The following is an 18,427-nucleotide window of genomic DNA, read 5'->3' on the forward strand; positions in this document are numbered from 1 at the left end:
ATTATTATAATCATGAGAGAATCAAGGTGAAGCTACAAGGTTTATCCCCTGTACAATATAGAAACCAGTTTTTAAAAACTGCTTAACTAACTGTCCAACTTTATGGGGTCAGATCATCCCACCGTAGAGGGGGCACGAGGGGCTAGACACTAAAGATATAAAACCTTTAATGCTTCTATGATACGGTCCGTCAAAACCGACTGGCGATGTAGGCCAGCAGGCAAAGGATAGTGTCCAACCCTTTTGCAGTCAAGCACACAAAATGCCATTTGTTTTAAAATAGATCACTGAAAAAGTAAGGCTAAATAATGAATAAGTTATTGTTAAATTGGGGTTTATAAACAGGCCTTTCCCTGCTTAAAATAGGAGGCAAAATTCACTAACGACTATATAGCGGATCTTCCTCAACAAAAAACACCTCACCCGATGAGGGTAAAACCCATTGATAAGTTCCTTCTATTTTCTGCATCTTTTCTTTAAAAATATCATATATCGCTATAAGGTTATGTTTTTCATCATATTCCCCTACATAGCCAAGTTCCTTTTCTTCATGAAAATCTCTAAACATTTTATGCATTTTTACAGCTCTAAGTTCCATATCTTTTCTCCTTTTTATTATCAATATAATTATTATGATCTCTTTTTATTTTCAATACTAAAAAAAATGTACCAAAATATATCTTATAGAAATATCAATTAAATAGTTATCGTAAATTTAATATTTATCAAACCTAAACTTTTCCATATCGTATGGTATGTCTAATTTCACACTCCATTGGTTTATTTTTTCACTCATTATAACGGCATCAACTTCAAAAGCATCTCGCTCACTAAAACCTTTTGTTTTTAAAAAATTAACAAAACTGGAAGAATTTATTTTATTAAGATATCCAACTCTTAAAGTATCTATATACACTGCAATTTTATTTGTTTCTTTTTCAAGGCATATTACAGCATTTTTAAAAACCTTAGTTCTATCACTATTTTGATTGCCGACTAAAGTTATCAATTCTTCTTGGTATAAAGTTACAATTATTTCATGTTCGAAAAAGTTCTTATTCTCTGTAAATATTTTTCCAGCTATTTTTAGAGTACTTTCGGGGAGCTCCAGTTTAACTGTAGAAAAAACCTTAAATAAAATATAAGCAAAAACAAACAAAATTAAAGTTATTATAATAAAAGACATATTAAAAACATTCCTCTTAATTTTATAAATTGGCAAAAAGAATCATTATTCTTTCTACCAACCCATCATTTAAGAAAAAACAAATTTATTATATTATTATTTTTTCTCAATTTTATCATTTTGATCAACTTTTTCTACAGCATTCTGATCAGGACTTTTAGGCTCAAACTCTTTACCGTCTTGCTGTTGCTGTTGTTGCTCTTTTGATTTGTCTTGATCGTTTTTAACTTGGTTTTGTTGAGACATTAGAGTCTCTCCTATTTAATGTTGTGTAGATGATTATCTAGCACTTAGTTAACATAGTCCTTTTACCTTTATATAGATACAATGCAAGTGTATCTGAATGTGATACCCTTGTTTAACATCATAATTATTAACACTTTAATTAATTTATAAATTATCTAGAAATTAATATACTTAAAAAACAAAAAAAAGCACCTGAGGTGCTTTTTTTCTAATTATATTATTGAACAACAATATTAATAGCAGAAGGACCTTTTTGTCCTTGAGCTATATTAAAACTAACACGTTGACCTTCATATAAGGTTTTAAAACCTGAACTACTAATTTCTTTAAAATGTGCAAAAACATCTGGACCTGCATCTTGTTGAATAAAACCAAAACCTTTAGTTTCATTAAACCATTTCACTGTACCGATTGCTGTATTAGACATAATATATCCTTTGATTTTTAATAATATAAAGCCATATTTTATGACTCATTGAACTTTGAAAATAATAACAAATTGAGTTTAAGATCTTAAAAAACGAAGGATTATGAATAAAACTACGATACTAAAAGAGGATTTACTAATAAGTCTATTTTTCTAGTTAAATTGAGTATACGCCAAATAAATATTTATACAACACATTTAAAAAATATTTATTTTCGACCGTTATTTAAAAACAATAACTCCTAGATACAGAAATACTTTTTACAAAACCCGCCAACCAAAGAATAAATTCATGTTCATTATCAAAATTAGGGAGAAGGCTTAAATCAATTTTAACAATACGCTCTTTCATTGGCCTATTTAAACAACTTTCAAAATCAATAACAGGATATTTTAATTGTAAATTGTTTATAGCTGCTTCTTTTTTAATTTCAATTAACAGTCTATTCAGGCAGTCAATTAAATCCTTAGAGGACTGATTTTTAAAGTGAATATTATTGTAAACACTTTCAGCCACATCAAAATATTTTTTCATTTCATCATCCATATTTCCCTCATTTTTTAATTAATTTGATTGAGTATGCATGTAAAACTGTATCTTTATGTTGTATAAATATATTTACAGATCGAATCCCCCACTTTAATTAAAAATATTTCCTCCAATTAAGAAATTAAAATAATATATTTAAATAAATTATAATTATCAAAAAACCATTGAAAACAATAGCTCTCTAGCTATATGTTAACTCTTGTATTTGATTAAAATTTTCTTCCACTTATATATCAACAGTCTATTTGATTCAAAGAAACATTATGTCGAGAATTAAGCACTTTCAGGCACATATCTCTACATAGAGTTCTCATAATCACCGCAATGTAAGCGAATTAAAGGCCTACCATAAAGCTTCCTTACTATTATTAAGAAGTTTAAAATGTCTGATTTCAAAGAATTTTCAAAAAAAACCACACAAAACCAAAATGATTCCAATGTGCAACCTAATGAGGATAAAACTGAAAAACCTGTACAATCGCCTGAAGAAGAAAATAATCCTAAAGAAAATAATAATGAAGAAAAAAAGGAATAAAATAATTGATAGCTCAAAAGCTCTATATTAAATAGAGCTTTTGTTTAACATCATATTAATTAAAACGTTTTATTCATTTCCCACAGTGAACCTAAAAAACGCTAATACATATATTTATTTTTAATTTAAACAAGTTCTAATCTTTTATTTAATATTAATTCAACTCTTCTTTGTGCATCACAAAAATCAATCTCTTCACTTATCCAAAATGTATGAAGCTGCCCATGTAGATGAAAATGCTCTTTATTATATTCGGAGCCATGATCAGAATAATGACTATCTACTCTGAAATGATTTTGATCGTCTTTTCTTTTTTTCCCATCAAGTATACCGCCAATACAGATATCCATTTTAATGCCAATAATTAATCGAAATTGACTATAACACATAGTGCACTGTGGCTTTAAAAAGAGTTGTTACTATTATCTTTACAGCATCATCAAAAATTTATGTTTGCAGCATATCTCCTTAAATTTAAAGAGAATAAATATATATTTTGCATATCTAAAATGCTTTGATATGTAATATGAATATTGATTTATCTAAAATTTATAACATTTTCAAAATAATTCTTCTTACAGTAGATAAATCACTATATGCTGCATACACCTCTTACAGAAATTATTCCAATGTCACAGCAGACTCTGCTACAAGAATTGAACTCCAGAATCGACTATTACTCTACAAGAACAGACTATCCACTACGAAGAATTTTGATAGGTTACCGAGCATATGCAAAATTGATGTTATGTTCAGCTTTTTCAGATGAAGTTATAAATTCTGCAATTGACCCCAACAAACGGAAATATAAGAAGTTAAAAATTAAAGTCACCAAAGATGACGACCAACTCGACCTTGAATGAATCAATCTAAGTAACAAATGAATATTTCCTTGTGCTTATTTAGCGCTTGAATGACCGCAAAATGACAATGACTAATGCCAGCAATATTGTTGTGAACATCTAGATAATGATGCCCTACTGCTGACGCTTTGAACCAAGAAAATAATTTGCTCTTAAACTTATTTTTTCACAGGAAGTAGTAAAACAGGGTCTTCAATATCGTAACCAGTTTCTTCTGGAACCCCCAGATATTTAATGACAACCAACCTCTTATTGTGTTTAGGCACGCTATAATTTTGGGAAATTTTTATTGCTTTGGTGTAATGAACCGCAACATGGTTCTTACTTTGTAAGGACGGCGATTTTACAACATATTCTGTTTTATATTGCGTGATCTTTCCTGAAGGATCAAACCAAGACGATACTTGATTCTGATGAGTTTTTAATGTTTGAATTTTTACGGTCTTACTATTACTTACGGCTAATGGGGTTAAATTCTTTTTAATTTTATTTAGAGCTTTATCAAATGCTCTACTATCTTGGTCATAATCAATCTTATGTGTTTTTGGATTGATATAGAGAGATTTAACTTCAATCAGTTTATCAGGCGATTTACTATTTAATAGATAATAATAGAGTTGTGGTAGACGCCCTCGACCATCTTCGTAATGTCGTAATACATAAAGTTTCTTCTCTTTTTGCTGATAGCCCAATACTTCAATTTTTTGTCCACCGCCCACTGTCGCATAACTATGTGCGGATAAAGTAAGAATGGTGCTAAAAGTTAGAAATTTTAGAAATTTCATGAGTTCATATCCTTGTGATCTGGTAACTATATTGTATAAATATCAATCAGATTAAAATGATACTTGAGTAAGTGTTACTTACTGTTTTATATTATTTTTGTACAGAGGCGGCCTTTTTAAGGGGGCTCTATTTATTATTTCTCTCCCCCTTAAATGACTCATCCAGCTTTAGATATAAGCCATCATAGAAGAACAGGTTTATGCAGCATTACGTTTATAAGAAAAATAAGAACAACCCGCACACGATGCCATAATAATTGTTATTCCAATGATCTGAAAACTGTTTAATCGTTCATCTAAAATCAGCCATCCAGCCAAAGCACTCACCGCAGGTGATGCACTCAATAAAATTCCAAAAACACGTGGATGCAGTTTTTTCATCGCAATCATATCTAATATGAAGGGAATCGCACTTGCTAGCATCGCCATGAGTAAACATGTCAAAAGAATCGTATAACTATCAAAAATATGGACAATGTGAGATGCCCCTAAAGGCGTTGCAAACAAAGCTGCTAAGAACATTCCTGTTGCAACTGAGCTACCACCACCTTGCGCAACTTTAGAGCCATAAATAATATACAGTCCCCAACCCACGGCAGCCACAAGCGCATACGCCATACCAATAAAGCTAAAGTTATTATTTGAATTGCCCATAGGTAAAAAAAGCAAACCAATAAGAGATAATGCTCCCCAAAAATAATCTAATTTATTTTTGGACATTAAAATAGCGACCGTAAGCGGCCCTAACACTTCGATGGAAATAGCGATTCCAACAGACATATAAGAAAATGCTTTATAAATTAAAGTATTCATTAATGTGAGGATGGCCCCATAAATAATTAGATTTTTCCAATTAGTCTGTCTGTTCCAGCCTCTCCAAGGTTTATAAACAATCCACAAGAAACATGCTGCTAAAGCAAGTCGAGTTAAGGTCACTCCTTCTGCACTCAGAATTGGAAAAAGGGCTTTTCCTATTGATGCTCCTATTTGCACAGAAACTAAAGATAGAAATGCGGCTGCAAATGCCATGCCTTGCTTGGAGTTTGTCTCAATCATCATATTTACCGCTTTGGGAATGATTGAAATTTTAATTCTATATAATCAATATATTTCTTCTATTTCCCTCAATAAAACGATTAAATAACTCTATATTTAAAGCTTAATGAGAGATTTACTCATGTCAGATATTTCTTTAGATAATTTTGACTACGCAATCTTAAGAATACTGCAAAAAGACAATAAGACTTCTCATAGAGAAATTTCTGAAAAAATTGGCTTATCAGCTGCTTCCGTGCAAAGACGTATATCTCGTATGGAAGAAAAGGAAATAATTTTAAAAAATTGCGCTATTTTAAATCCGCTTAAATTTGGTGAAAAAATTACGTCTATTATTGAAGTCCGCCTTAGCGAAGACCGCTCTGTAGTGATGGATAGAGCGAAGCAATACTTTGCTTCTGTTGAAGAAATTCAACAGTGTTACTTTGTAAATGGAGGCGTCTCTTTTATCATTATTATGCTGAGCAATAACTTATCTCATTTTGAAAGTTTGGTTAGAAAACATTTTGCTGATAATGAAGATGTTAAAACATATCGAACCTTAATTGTTTTAGACCGTGTAAAAGTAAACTTTGAGTTAAATATTTAACTTTTCTATTTTGTCTTTAAACGTTTTAATACTCTTATAAAGCTTAAAAAGAGGCCGAAGCCTCTTTATTTTTATCGCAATCAAACTCAGTCATCAATCATCGCGAACTCTTGTTCAGGCGTACCTTTCACCAAATGGTGACGGCTATATAACAAGTAATAGAGTATAAATCCGACATAAATCAGCGCAGCCAATAACCAAACTTTTGGATTTACCATTAACCCTGCTACTACAGCAACAGCAGCAAGAATCAAGGCAATACAAGATGTCCATATTCCACCAGGCGTTTTATAAGGGCGTGGTAATTCAGGGCGAGATAAACGCAACTTGATATGTGAAAGCATCATCAACACATAAGAAATTGTTGCGCCGAATACTGCCATTAAAATGAGTAAATCACCCTCACCTGTTAAAGAAAGTAAAAAGCCAATAATGCCCGGAATGATAATGGCCCAATATGGCGCCTTATTTTCATTGGTAAGCGATAAGTTTTTTGGCAAATATCCCGCACGTGACAATGCAAAAATCTGACGCGAATATGCATAAATAATTGAGAAGAAACTTGCGACCAGACCAGCAAGACCTACAAAGTTAACAAAGCTTGCCAACCATGTGTGCTGACCATATACCGCAATGAGTGCGTCAACTAAAGGTGCCCCTGAATTTTTTAAAGCATTTGAACCCGCAGCGCCTGCACCCAAAAATAAAATTAAAAGTGCAAACGATGCCAATATTAACATTGAACCAATCAAGCCTCGTGGCAATGAACGTACTGGATCTTTTGCTTCTTCGGCAGCTAGTGGTACCCCTTCAACTGCAAGAAAAAACCAGATGGCATACGGTACTGCGGCCCATATTCCCATATAGCCAAACGGTAAAAAGCTACTTGCACCTGCATGAGTGCTGACTGGAATATCAAATAAACGTGCGCTGTCAAAATGTGGAAGCATCGCGACAATAAATACGACCAGTGCAATACAAGCAACCGCGGTAATTCCAAACATAATTTTAAGCGCTTCACCTGCACCTTTAAGATGAATGCCCATAAAAACTAAATAGCAAATTAAATAAACAGCCCAACCGCCAATTCCAAAGAGTGATTCGCAATATGAACCAATAAATACGGCAATGGCAGCAGGTGCAATTGCGTATTCAATTAAAATCGCAGTACCTGTGAGGTATCCTCCAAAAGGACCAAATGCAACGCGGGCAAAACTATAGCCACCGCCAGCGGTAGGTAACATCGTTGACATCTCAGACATCACAAAGCTCATGCAGAGATACATAAACGCGACGATGACTGTTGCAATAAAGAGTCCTCCCCAGCCGCCTTGTGCCAGCCCAAAATTCCAACCCGCAAAGTCACCCGAAATGACGTAAGAAACACCCAGCCCCACTAAAAGTAACCAACCTACTGCCCCCTTTTTTAACTGACGTTTTGCAAAATACTCTGCGTCCTGTTGTAGAGCACCAACATCTACGCTTAATTCAGACTCTTTCATTGTCGTATTGCCTTATCGACTAAATTTACACCACCAATAGTTGCGCAAAAGATATTCATAAAACTTGACAGCAAAACATCTCCCCGACCACTTGAAGTCAAGTTGATTCATTTTTTCTTTTATAAGATCGACGGCATCTCAACACAGAACGTGTTTAAAAATTAAATTGAGGAGATGGGTTATGTCTGTAGAACAAAATGAATTTTTAAGCCAAGTTCAATTACAAATACTGGCAGAACAAGCAATTAAGCAATATCCCTCGGAATATCAAGGACAGGTCAAACTGCTGTGTCAGTCTGAAAATGCAACCTTTCAGATTTCAACTGGATCTGCCCGATATGCACTTCGAATTCACCGCCCCAACTACCACAGCAAACTCGATATACAAAGTGAGCTTGAATGGTTAGATGCCTTAAATGCGAGTGGTATTCAAGTTCCTGTTGCGATTGCAGATCAATGGGGTGAGCGCGTCATTACTTTAAAACTATCGAATGATATTTATCGTTATGCAGTCCTTTTCAACTGGGTTGAGGGCGATATGCCGACTGTTGAAGTTGACCCCACTGCATTTGAGCAACTAGGACAAATTACCGCAAAGCTACATGTACATAGTAAGACATGGCAAGCGCCTGAAAACTTTCAACGTATTGTGTGGAATCATGAAACCATGATCGGTGCGGATGGACACTGGGGAAACTGGAAAAATGCACCTCATTTAAGACCTCAAGATCACGGCGTGATTGAAGAAGCCATTGCACAAATTTCGAAAGATTTAAATTTCTTTGGCAAAACCCAAGAACGTTATGGCCTGATTCATGCCGATTTGCGTTTAACCAATTTATTACTACAACAAGAACGTATCGGTGTGATCGATTTTGATGACTGCGGCATGAGTTGGTTTATGCATGACCTCGCTGCTGCAATTAGCTTCAATGAACATTATGCAAATGCACCTCATTGGGTTGATTACTGGTTAAAAGGCTACGAGCGCGTAGGTCATATTCAGTCTGAAGAATATGAAATGATCCCGACTTTTATCATGCAACGCCGCATTCAAATGATGGCTTGGAATGGTTCTCACGCACAAACAGAAATGGCTCAAAGTCTTGGTGATCAATGGTCCAATGAAACTGTGCGTCTTTGTAAAAAATATCTAAACGGTCAAATGCCTGTAGGAATTTGAAAAGTGATTTAGATCGCTTTTCTTCATTTTCAATTTTTAGTTTTTAAATTTTATAGAATTTAAAGGAAGGGTTTATGCAAGCTACCCATCAACTGAGCAAAGTTGCCAAAGCACTATTACTCACCAGTAGTCTGGCAAGTATGCTTGCTCTAAGCGCATGTAACTACACCCCTCTACAAAGCACATCTCCCGCAATCGCTATTCCCAAAAAGGAATATATACAAAAAGGTCAATGGGACACTTTTAACTTTGACCAACTTAACCAATTGATTGCTACTTATGGAAAAGATAGCCCTAATTATAATCCTGAAAAACGCCCATATATTGTCACTGACTTTGACAATACTTCGGTATTTTTAGACATCGAAGAAGCAACGTTAATTTATCAACTTGAACATTTAGCCTTTAATGTCACGCCAGAGCAGCTTAATCAGATTATTCGCAAAGGAATTAGCCCGCAAAATTTTGAAGCAGCCTACAACAACCAGCAAGGCCAAGTCGTCAATATTGATAAAATTGCCCCAGATATTATTGCCAGCTACACATGGCTTTATCACCACTATAGCGGTCTAAAAGGCAAACAAAGTCTGGATCAAATTAAACAAGATCCGCATTATCTCGATTTCATTACTAAAATGAGATATCTATATGCGGCGATTGGAGACACCTTTGATCATGAAGTCGCATATCCGTGGGTCACTTATTTATTTACTGGGCTTACCGAACAACAAGTCCGTAATTTGGTAAAAGCAACGGTGGCTTGGCAAATTCAGCAACCGATTGGACCTGTGACATGGACCTCTCCCGCTGCACTTTCGGGTCAAGCAGGCGTTGTGAAAACCACTTGGGAAAATGGTTTAAGACCATACCGTGAAATGCAAAATCTATTTAAGGCCTTTCAGGATAATGGCATTGATGTCTATGTCTGTTCGGCATCTTTTATTGATGTGATTAAGGAAATTATTTCTAATCCAGACATCGGCTATAACATTAATGAAAAAAATGCCTACGCCATGGAGTTGGAACGAGATGCACAAAATCGAATTTTACCCGAGTTTCGTCATGGCTATGCGCAAACTCAAGGTAAAGGCAAAACCGCAACCATCCAGCGTTTTTTAGTCTCTAAATATGGTTACGGACCAATTTTTATCGCAGGTGACAGTGAAGGCGATCAAAATATGATGCAAGATTTTGCGGCGACTCAGAAGGTTCTGATCATCAACCGATTGCGCAGTCCGAGTTCTGATATCGGCAAGTTTTCTCAGCAGGCTGTGCAGGGCTATGGTCAAGCCAATACTAAGTTTTTACTACAGGGCCGCGATGCCAATACAGGTCAATTTAGACCTTCAATGGCCAGTTTAAGTTATGGTGCTCAAACGGCAAAAACTACAAAAAATTAGTATTTCACTTATTTTCTCATGCCTACAATACATGTTGTATGCATGAGAAGCCGCTTAATTTCTTGTTTTAGTTCTGCCCTTTTTGCCTATCTCTAATGCATTTTCTGCCTTCTTTTAGTTCGCTACCCAACCTAAAGATATCTTCTTAAAGAATCAAACCTGAAACTTAAAACAGCAACATATAAACCATTATTTTATAAGTACTTTTAACCACACAAAATCATGGACGTAAGCAAAAACTGGTATGGCTTTTGCTTAATATAATAATAGTTAGGAATAAATATCATGAGACTTGACATGTTACATCTCAACCCAGCTCATCTTGTCGATTCAAATATGTGTAATCAAGGTGTATTGTCTGCAGCCGCCTCTGGATTAAGCGAGTTTATTCGTCAAAAAGGTGCAGATGTTGATCGCGTTTTAGGTATTAGTGGTATTAATCCTGAACTTTTAATCAGCCCAACGTTGAGCTTACAACTACCCAATTATTGCAAGGTGCTAGAACAGGCAGCATTGGTTTCAGGTTGTGATAATTTTGGTCTGCATTATGGTCAACAGTTTCAACCGAAATCATTAGGGCTTATTGGTTACATCGGTCTGTGCTCAAACACATTAGAGTCTGCACTCATGAACATGACCAATAATTTTTATTTGCATCAGAAAGATACCCTCAATCGAATGGTCGATTTAGGAGATAGCTGGCGCATAGATTATCAGGTTCAACACGGCGCGATTTTAACTCGTCGCCAAGATGCTGAACTGACCATGGGCATGTTTATGAATGTGATCCGTGAAGTGATGGGCCCTCATTATTCTCCACGCGCGATTCACTTTGAGCATACTCGACCTGAATTCTGGCAAGAACATAGCAAATTATTTAATGCGCCTGTTTATTTTGATCAACCTTTTAACTCCATCATCATTTCAAAAAAAGACGTCCAGCATAGTATGCCGGGGCGTGATTCTATTTTATTAACAGTGATTCTAGATACGTTGCACCTACTCAATCGCTCGTCTCAAAGTCAAAGTCTTGCTGATCAAGTACGCTCTCACATCCAACTTGAACTCAGTGAAGGTGAACCAAACCTTGAAAAAATCGCTCATGATATTGGTTTAAGTAGTTGTGCCCTTACCCGTCGTCTAAAAAATGAAGGACTCACCTTTACCCATTTAGTCGATCAGGTTCGTTGTGAGTTGGCCGAACATTATATTAAGCAGAAAAATATTCCAATTTCAGAAATGGCATTCTTATTAGGTTACTCAGAAGTAAGTGCTTTATCTCGTGCATTTAAACGTTGGTTTGGTGTTACCCCACGTCAATTAAGACACTAAAACATCGCAAATACAGGCCTTGAATAAAGGCCTTTTTATTATTTAAGCAATTCTAAATAACTTTTACAGCCACAAAATAATTGAACAACAAAATACCCTTCAAATTAGATTTAGCATCCAACTTGAAGGGTATTTTTTATATTTAGAGTGACTTACTTTAATTTTGTTAAGGCTTGATCTAAAGCACCGACTAACCAATCGATATCTTTTGTTTGGAAGGCCAAAGGTGGGCGCAGTTTCAATACATTGCCATAAGGACCTGCAACTGAGGTTAAAACTCGATGAGTATTTCTGAGCTCTTCAATAAGGTTCAAAGCCAATGCTTTATTCGGCTCTTTAGTGCCTCTATCTTTAACCAGTTCAAACCCTATAAATAAACCAGCGCCACGGACATCGCCAACCACCTCATGTTTATCCATAAGTTTAGTGAGTTCTTTTAGAAGTAGCCCTCCCACATATTTACTATGGGTTTGCAATTCTTCTTCCTGAATCACTTTAAGTACAGCCTGTGCCGCTGCCATAGAAACAGGATTACCGCCAAAGGTATTAAAATATGGAATTTTATCGCTAAAAGCAGCGAGGACTTCACTCTTGGCTAAAAGCCCTGACACAGGGACACCGTTACCCATTGGTTTACCTGTTGTAATGACATCAGGCACAACGTTGTGACGGCCAAAGCCCCAGAAAGAATCGCCAGTGCGCGCGAACCCCGGTTGTACTTCATCAGCAATAAAGATTCCCCCATTGGCATGCACGACATCAACCGCTTTTTGTAAGAACCCAACAGGATTAGGCATGACACCGTCAGAAGAAAATATTGAGTCCGCTAAAAAACCTGCAAACTTGATGCCTTTTGCGTTCATATCGTCAATTTGCTGTTGAATCTGCTGTGCGAACCATTCACCTAAATCATCAGTTTGAATCCGATAATAATCAGGTGCCGGAACTAGGCGAGTTGTAGCATCTAAAGGCTGCTCAGTTCCAAGTGCTGGAGAACATCCTGATGTTAAACTACTGGTTCCATGATACGATTCTTGAGACACAATAATTCCTGTACCACCGCTATATTCGCGGGCAATACGAATCGCTAAATCATTCGCTTCCGAACCTGTACACATATACATGGCACGGTCAATTTCATCGGGAGTGGTTTGTAAGAGTTCTTCGGTATAATCCAAAATATTTTCATGTAAATAGCGGGTATGGGTATTGAGCATTTTCATTTGCTCATTTACCGCTTCAATCACCGCAGGATGACAATGACCAATGCTGGCAACATTGTTGTAAACATCTAGATATTGATGACCTGCTGCATCCCATAAATATTGCCCCTGTCCTTTCACCAGATGCACGGGATTACGATAAAACAAGCGATAGGATTCACCTAAAATTTTATTTCTTTTATCGGTCAGTTTGCGGGTAGCATGGTCCAGCTCAGCAGCATGTTCTGGACGAAAGCTATTGGTATCCATAATGGTTGAACGCGTACCCATGAATGACTCCTCTATTTATATTCAGCATACTTTTGCACAAGACGATAACTGACGTAGGCAATTCATACTCTGATTCGAAATATTTCAGTATTTGATTGAAGTTACGCAAACCATATTGCTTAAGTATCTTGAAAAAAACTTGACCTCAGACCACTTAAGCCACAATTTGAAGTCAACTTATTGGTCTTATACTTCAGAGCTCCACTACTCTTTTTTTCAATAACTCAAATTTGTTACCATTACACATCTGGAGTGACTCCAATTCGCTTTATACTATGGATGCCAATTTTTAAAGTTCATCCAGTTGTGTTCTTTTCTTGAATGACATTCATTTTTAAAAGACTTGAAATTGGTTAGATGACCAAACGTAAAATATTACTGATTTTTTAAGGGTTTAATACGCATGAATAGCGCTGAAATCATGGCTGACTTATCTTCTCACACACCTATGATGCAGCAATATCTCAAAGTTAAAACGGACTATCAACATGCGTTGCTGTTCTACCGTATGGGTGACTTTTATGAACTCTTCTTTGAAGATGCTCATTTAGCAGCCAAACTTTTAGGAATTACCTTAACCCATCGTGGCAAAGCCAGTGGCCGACCTATTCCAATGGCAGGTGTTCCCTATCATTCGGCAGAAGGTTATTTGGCGCGTCTTGTTAAAGCTGGGCGCACGGTAGCCATTTGCGAACAAGTTGGAGAAGTAACAGGCAAAGGCCCTGTTGAACGTAAAGTTGTTCGTATTCTGACCCCGGGCACATTAACTGATGATGCATTACTCAGCAGTTATCAATCATCTAATCTCGTTTCATTGTGCATTCATCAAAACCAGATCGGTTTTGCTTTACTCGACTTGAGTGCGGGCATTTTTAAAGTTCAACAACAAGATTACAAGCCGGAACAATTGCCTATTGAACTTGCACGTTTAATGCCAAGTGAAATCTTGATTGATGAAGACTTGGTCGACACCAATATTATCGAACAAATTAAAAAGCATTTAGATTGCCCTGTTACTAAACGTCCAAATGTAGACTTCAACCTAAATAATGCACAAAAAACCTTATGTGATCAGTTTACGGTATCAACCCTTTCAGGTTTTGGTCTAGACCCATTACCTTTAGCCAAAGCTGCTGCCGCTGCACTTATTCACTATGCAAAAGAAACCCAAAAAACTGCATTACCACATATTCGCTCAATCCTGCTTGAACAAAGTACCGACTTTATTGCGCTCGACCCAATTACACGTCGCAACTTAGAAATTATCGAGCCATTATTTGAACACGGAACATCATTATTTCAACTGGTAAATGATTGCCAAACTGCAATGGGTGGTCGTTTATTAAGCCGCACACTCATGCAACCTGTGCGTGATACTGCATTGCTTGATGCTCGTTTAGATGCGATTGAGCAACTCATTCAGGGATATCACGAAAACCCAGTTCGGTTAGTGCTTAAAGAAATTGGTGATATTGAACGTGTGCTTAGCCGCGTTGCACTAGGCAGTGCGCGACCACGTGATTTGGTGCAACTTCGTCATGCATGCGCACAAATTCCAGCTTTAAGAACGGCGTTAACTCCAGTCATTCAAGCGAAGAAATCTAAATTATTAGTTCAACTAGATGAAGAACTTGGAGACTTCAAAGCACTTCATCAACATTTAATGGCAGCTATTGTTGAAAACCCACCGGTATTACTTCGTGATGGTAATGTAATTGCAGAAGGATATGATGCTGAACTTGATGAATTACGCCAAATTCGTGATCATGCAGGTCAATTCTTAATTGATTTAGAAATTAAAGAGCGTGAACGTACAGGCATTAATACCCTTAAAATCGGCTATAACCGTGTAAGCGGTTACTACATCGAACTCACTCGTGCTCAAGCAGAACAAGCGCCAGCCGACTATATCCGTCGTCAAACTTTAAAGAATGCTGAACGCTACATTACCCCTGAGCTAAAGAGTTTTGAAGATAAGGTCCTGTCGAGTGAGTCACGTGCGCTGTCACGTGAAAAAGCATTATTCGAAGCTTTGCTTGAAAACCTTCGCGAAAATATCGCTCATCTACAAATGATGAGTTCAGCAATTGCTCAAATTGATGTCATTGCAAACTTTGCTCATCAAGCACGTTTAAACAATTGGGCGCGCCCTGAATTTACTCCGGAAACGGGCATTAAAATTCAGGCAGGTCGTCATCCTGTCGTTGAAGCATTAAATAAAGCACCATTTACCCCAAATGACACTTTCCTTGATGCTCAGCACCGCATGGCAATTATTACCGGTCCAAACATGGGCGGTAAATCAACCTTCATGCGCCAAACAGCATTAATCAGTTTACTTGCTTATTGCGGTAGCTATGTTCCGGCTAAAGCCGTCAAACTTGGTCCAATTGACCGAATTTTTACACGTATTGGTTCAGCCGACGATTTATCTACAGGCAAATCAACCTTTATGGTCGAGATGACTGAAACTTCGCAAATTCTGCATCATGCCACCAACCAGTCGTTGGTGTTAATGGATGAAGTTGGCCGCGGAACCAGTACCTATGACGGTTTATCTTTAGCATGGGCATGTGTGGTCGATTTAACCAAGCGCGTAAAATGTTTATGTTTATTCGCGACTCATTATTTTGAGTTGACCGAACTTGGTAGTGAAGCAGGAATCGATAACTATCATGTCACGGCGCAAGAACTGAATGGCAATCTGATTTTATTGCATAAAGTTCAGCAAGGCCCTGCGAGTCAAAGTCATGGTTTACAGGTCGCAAAATTAGCAGGTATTCCTGCCAATGTTATTAAAGAAGCGCAGAAACGTTTGCGCATTTTAGAAAAACAGCAGCAGCAACATCTACAAACCAGCTTTCAAAATGATTTGTTTGCTCCACCAGATGCGAACTCTGGTTCACAAATCATAGAGAAAGTTGTCGAGATCGAAGTTTCGTCCCCTGCTCTAGATTTACTTAAGCAAATTGAAGTCGATAACTTATCGCCTCGTCAGGCACTTGAACAACTCTACGAGCTGAAAGCTGCACTCAAATCTTAATAAAGCACGTTCGAATAAGCAGGCTTAGGTCTGCTTATTCATATTGGAGAATAATATTTATATGATCTTAAGATCTTTGCAAAGTTCAGAAATTGATCTTATTTGGCAGCAGATTAGCCGCCGTGAATTAATTACTCAAAACTACATACAAAAACAGCAACAGTTAGAACTGGTTGATTGTTTTTTTGATGTACAAAATTGGGACTCATACCATCTAGAAAATGACCCACCTAAACTCAAACAACTCTTTGCACAAGGTTCAATATTTGTAGGTGCATTTGATGCTTCTGAAAAACTCGTTGGTGTGAGTGTAGTCTCAAATCAACTTATAGCGAATTACCCCCAAGCGAAATTACTCCATTATTTCTATGTCGATGCTGACCAACAAGGTCAAGGCATTGGTTCCAAGCTAATGCAAGCCGCAAAAGAGTCCGCTAAACAACTCGGTGCAAATCAACTGTATATTTCAGCAACCCCAAGTCGACGCACTGTAGACTTCTATATGAAGCATGGCGCGCAACCGTTAAGTGCTCCAGATCAACAACTTTGGCAGCTCGAACCTGAAGATATTCATTTACTATGTAAGCTTTAGCTCTAAAAATTTAAGGTTTTCTAAGCAAAAAAGCCGTAAATCAAAATTTGTAAAACAAAAAATGAAAAGTTAAGGTATTTATTAAAATAGATGCCTTGACTTAAATGACATCTAAATAATTAAATAAAATATTTTTTAAGTTATTGTTTTATAAAATATATTATTATTTTAATTTTATAGACTGCGCTCTACTAAGTTTACAAGATATGTTTGATTATCAACGTATTAACTTATCTTCATATGCATGAATAAAGAATATCAATAAAAGCAATTGTTTGTTTACCCCTTTTTTGCCTAAAATAAGCTATTCGAAATGAAACCATATTTTTTAGGTAGCTGTCGCCATGACCTTTGTTGTCACTGAAAATTGTATTAAATGTAAATACCAAGATTGCGTAGAAGTTTGTCCTGTAGACTGTTTTTACGAAGGTCCGAATTTCCTAGTGATTAATCCGGATGAATGTATTGACTGTGCATTATGTGAACCAGAGTGCCCGGCAAATGCAATTTTCTCTGAAGATGAGTTACCTGAAGGCCAAGAAGTATTTATTGAATTAAATGCTGAACTTTCTCAAAAATGGCCTAACATTACTCAAATTGGCGATCAACCAGCTGACCGTGAAGAATGGAACGGCAAACCTGATAAATTACAATATCTTGAAAAGTAATTTCAAAAAAGATCAGCAACTGCTGATCTTTTTTTATACCCTATTCAAACATTTCATTGCAAATTCCTCGTAATTTGTGCACTGTTTTGCATTAAAATACCCGCAATATTTATAAGTGCTTAATTTTTCTTATGCGGAAGTTTTTGCAGAGTATGGTGCCCTTATGCATAATCCCAGCGGTTATGGTAGGTTGTGTCAGCTCTCCCCAACACACAACAACAGGCAAAACCTCTCCAAGTGGTAAACGAATCTTTATTCCACAAGAGCGCGTTATTATCGAGCGCCCAATTCCCCCTAAAGTTGAGCCTGCATCTTATCGAAGTTGGTTAAGTTCTGGTGAAAATTACCAACGTGTTCGGGAATACGAAAAATTCTTAACCCGAAATAATGTTGCAGGCATTGTGCCAAGCTTTGAGTTATTACGTTCAGCACGTGATTGGCAAAAATGTGGCCGCTCTGAATATGCTGTACCTAATCGCGAATTATGGGGAAATTCTTTATCTACCCTACGCGTATTTAAATATTTAGTTGCAGCAAAAGTTCTCACCGACTTTGAAGTGACCTCGGTTTACCGAGATTTACCTTTAAATGAATGTGCAGGCGGTGCAAGCTCATCTAAACATTTATTTAACTCGGCAATCGATTTCCGTATTGGTCCTGAGTTCCCCCAAGCTCAAGATTATGCATTTATCGAAAATACCAAGTTTAAACTTTGTCAGTTCTGGGCTCAGCATGGTCAAAGCTTAAATATGGGTATTGGTCTATATAGTTCCGGGCAAATTCATATTGATACTCAAGGCTATCGTACTTGGGGCCCTGACCTCACCCGCAACAGTTCGATGTGTAATTTCTAATAAAAAACTCCTTTCAACTGAAAGGAGTTTTTTTTATTGTTCATTTCCCAATCAACCAAAATTTCTTGAAACGAAGATTTTTGCACTCTATGCATAAACGTTTAAAATAGCCCGATCAACATA

Annotated in this window: 21 protein-coding genes; 12 read left to right on the forward strand and 9 right to left on the reverse strand. The window is 36.7% G+C overall.

From position 1 onward, the window contains the following. Positions 1-86: IS3 family transposase (locus ACTJJH_RS15350; RefSeq protein WP_202743106.1), on the forward strand; the 86-nt coding region annotated here is incomplete at its 5' end. 293 nt (positions 87-379) lie between these two features. Here ACTJJH_RS15350 and ACTJJH_RS15355 read toward each other — a convergent pair. The 5 genes from ACTJJH_RS15355 to ACTJJH_RS15375 form a co-directional block, all read right to left on the reverse strand. Continuing rightward, positions 380-568: a hypothetical protein gene (locus ACTJJH_RS15355; protein WP_081309099.1), complete on the reverse strand. Its 189-nt coding sequence runs from the start codon at positions 566-568 to the stop codon at positions 380-382. A 147-nt stretch (positions 569-715) separates the two neighbouring features. Continuing rightward, the gene (locus ACTJJH_RS15360; protein WP_161281926.1) at positions 716-1,186 is read right to left on the reverse strand and encodes a hypothetical protein; all 471 of its coding nucleotides are present in this window, start codon (positions 1,184-1,186) and stop codon (positions 716-718) included. Between the two features lie 96 nt (positions 1,187-1,282). Beyond that, positions 1,283-1,432 carry a hypothetical protein gene (locus ACTJJH_RS15365; RefSeq protein ID WP_013198381.1) on the reverse strand — a complete coding sequence of 50 codons (150 nt, stop codon included), beginning with the start codon at positions 1,430-1,432 and terminating at the stop codon, positions 1,283-1,285. 217 nt (positions 1,433-1,649) lie between these two features. Continuing rightward, positions 1,650-1,859: a cold-shock protein gene (locus ACTJJH_RS15370; protein ID WP_013198382.1), complete on the reverse strand. Its 210-nt coding sequence runs from the start codon at positions 1,857-1,859 to the stop codon at positions 1,650-1,652. Between the two features lie 226 nt (positions 1,860-2,085). Next, positions 2,086-2,406 carry a hypothetical protein gene (locus ACTJJH_RS15375; RefSeq protein WP_068527031.1) on the reverse strand — a complete coding sequence of 107 codons (321 nt, stop codon included), beginning with the start codon at positions 2,404-2,406 and terminating at the stop codon, positions 2,086-2,088. Between the two features lie 385 nt (positions 2,407-2,791). Between ACTJJH_RS15375 and ACTJJH_RS15380 the strand changes: the two genes are divergently transcribed. The 3 genes from ACTJJH_RS15380 (at position 2,792) to ACTJJH_RS15390 (ending at position 3,807) form a co-directional block, all read left to right on the forward strand. Next, complete coding sequence (locus ACTJJH_RS15380) at positions 2,792-2,944, forward strand: hypothetical protein (RefSeq protein ID WP_081404189.1); 153 nt, start codon at positions 2,792-2,794, stop codon at positions 2,942-2,944. Positions 2,945-3,116: 172 nt separating this feature from the next. Then, positions 3,117-3,233, forward strand: coding sequence for a hypothetical protein (locus tag ACTJJH_RS15385; RefSeq protein WP_130118600.1), 117 nt, complete (start codon positions 3,117-3,119; stop codon positions 3,231-3,233). Between the two features lie 340 nt (positions 3,234-3,573). Then, positions 3,574-3,807: a hypothetical protein gene (locus ACTJJH_RS15390; RefSeq protein ID WP_024436173.1), complete on the forward strand. Its 234-nt coding sequence runs from the start codon at positions 3,574-3,576 to the stop codon at positions 3,805-3,807. A 158-nt stretch (positions 3,808-3,965) separates the two neighbouring features. Here ACTJJH_RS15390 and ACTJJH_RS15395 read toward each other — a convergent pair whose 3' ends face one another. Further along, positions 3,966-4,592 (reverse strand): hypothetical protein, encoded by a 627-nt coding sequence (locus ACTJJH_RS15395; protein ID WP_440601381.1) that lies wholly within the window; start codon positions 4,590-4,592, stop codon positions 3,966-3,968. A gap of 198 nt (positions 4,593-4,790) precedes the next feature. Beyond that, on the reverse strand, positions 4,791-5,651 hold the full coding sequence (locus ACTJJH_RS15400) for an EamA family transporter (protein WP_440601382.1): 861 nt from the start codon (positions 5,649-5,651) through the stop codon (positions 4,791-4,793). 118 nt (positions 5,652-5,769) lie between these two features. Between ACTJJH_RS15400 and ACTJJH_RS15405 the strand changes: the two genes are divergently transcribed. After that, positions 5,770-6,237, forward strand: coding sequence for an Lrp/AsnC family transcriptional regulator (locus tag ACTJJH_RS15405; protein WP_017399965.1), 468 nt, complete (start codon positions 5,770-5,772; stop codon positions 6,235-6,237). Between the two features lie 86 nt (positions 6,238-6,323). Here ACTJJH_RS15405 and eat read toward each other — a convergent pair whose 3' ends face one another. After that, positions 6,324-7,739, reverse strand: coding sequence for an ethanolamine permease (gene eat / locus ACTJJH_RS15410; RefSeq protein ID WP_101663739.1), 1,416 nt, complete (start codon positions 7,737-7,739; stop codon positions 6,324-6,326). Positions 7,740-7,920: 181 nt separating this feature from the next. Here eat and ACTJJH_RS15415 point away from each other — a divergent pair, with 181 nt between their 5' ends. The 3 genes from ACTJJH_RS15415 to qhpR all read left to right on the forward strand — a co-directional run bounded on the left by ACTJJH_RS15415 (position 7,921) and on the right by qhpR (position 11,654). Beyond that, the gene (locus tag ACTJJH_RS15415) at positions 7,921-8,922 is read left to right on the forward strand and encodes a phosphotransferase enzyme family protein (protein WP_440601383.1); all 1,002 of its coding nucleotides are present in this window, start codon (positions 7,921-7,923) and stop codon (positions 8,920-8,922) included. A 74-nt stretch (positions 8,923-8,996) separates the two neighbouring features. Further along, complete coding sequence (locus ACTJJH_RS15420; RefSeq protein ID WP_440601384.1) at positions 8,997-10,322, forward strand: haloacid dehalogenase-like hydrolase; 1,326 nt, start codon at positions 8,997-8,999, stop codon at positions 10,320-10,322. A gap of 297 nt (positions 10,323-10,619) precedes the next feature. After that, on the forward strand, positions 10,620-11,654 hold the full coding sequence (gene qhpR / locus ACTJJH_RS15425; RefSeq protein ID WP_031944714.1) for an AraC-like transcriptional regulator QhpR: 1,035 nt from the start codon (positions 10,620-10,622) through the stop codon (positions 11,652-11,654). Between the two features lie 152 nt (positions 11,655-11,806). Here the strand turns inward: qhpR and ACTJJH_RS15430 are convergent, their stop codons facing one another. Next, on the reverse strand, positions 11,807-13,147 hold the full coding sequence (locus ACTJJH_RS15430) for an aspartate aminotransferase family protein (protein WP_440601385.1): 1,341 nt from the start codon (positions 13,145-13,147) through the stop codon (positions 11,807-11,809). A 403-nt stretch (positions 13,148-13,550) separates the two neighbouring features. Here ACTJJH_RS15430 and mutS point away from each other — a divergent pair, with 403 nt between their 5' ends. From mutS to ACTJJH_RS15450, 4 genes are all read left to right on the forward strand, one after another. Continuing rightward, the gene (gene mutS / locus ACTJJH_RS15435; RefSeq protein WP_372539004.1) at positions 13,551-16,190 is read left to right on the forward strand and encodes a DNA mismatch repair protein MutS; all 2,640 of its coding nucleotides are present in this window, start codon (positions 13,551-13,553) and stop codon (positions 16,188-16,190) included. A gap of 61 nt (positions 16,191-16,251) precedes the next feature. Beyond that, positions 16,252-16,782 carry a GNAT family N-acetyltransferase gene (locus ACTJJH_RS15440; protein WP_069031001.1) on the forward strand — a complete coding sequence of 177 codons (531 nt, stop codon included), beginning with the start codon at positions 16,252-16,254 and terminating at the stop codon, positions 16,780-16,782. A gap of 344 nt (positions 16,783-17,126) precedes the next feature. Beyond that, entirely contained in the window at positions 17,127-17,450 is a 324-nt protein-coding gene (gene fdxA / locus ACTJJH_RS15445) for a ferredoxin FdxA (RefSeq protein WP_002051033.1), read from the forward strand. Between the two features lie 131 nt (positions 17,451-17,581). Next, positions 17,582-18,304, forward strand: coding sequence for a D-Ala-D-Ala carboxypeptidase family metallohydrolase (locus ACTJJH_RS15450; RefSeq protein ID WP_182917432.1), 723 nt, complete (start codon positions 17,582-17,584; stop codon positions 18,302-18,304). Positions 18,305-18,427: the final 123 nt, after the last annotated feature.

It is taken from the genome of Acinetobacter sp. 22301, from assembly GCF_052045285.1.
Taxonomy (GTDB): domain Bacteria; phylum Pseudomonadota; class Gammaproteobacteria; order Pseudomonadales; family Moraxellaceae; genus Acinetobacter; species Acinetobacter pittii.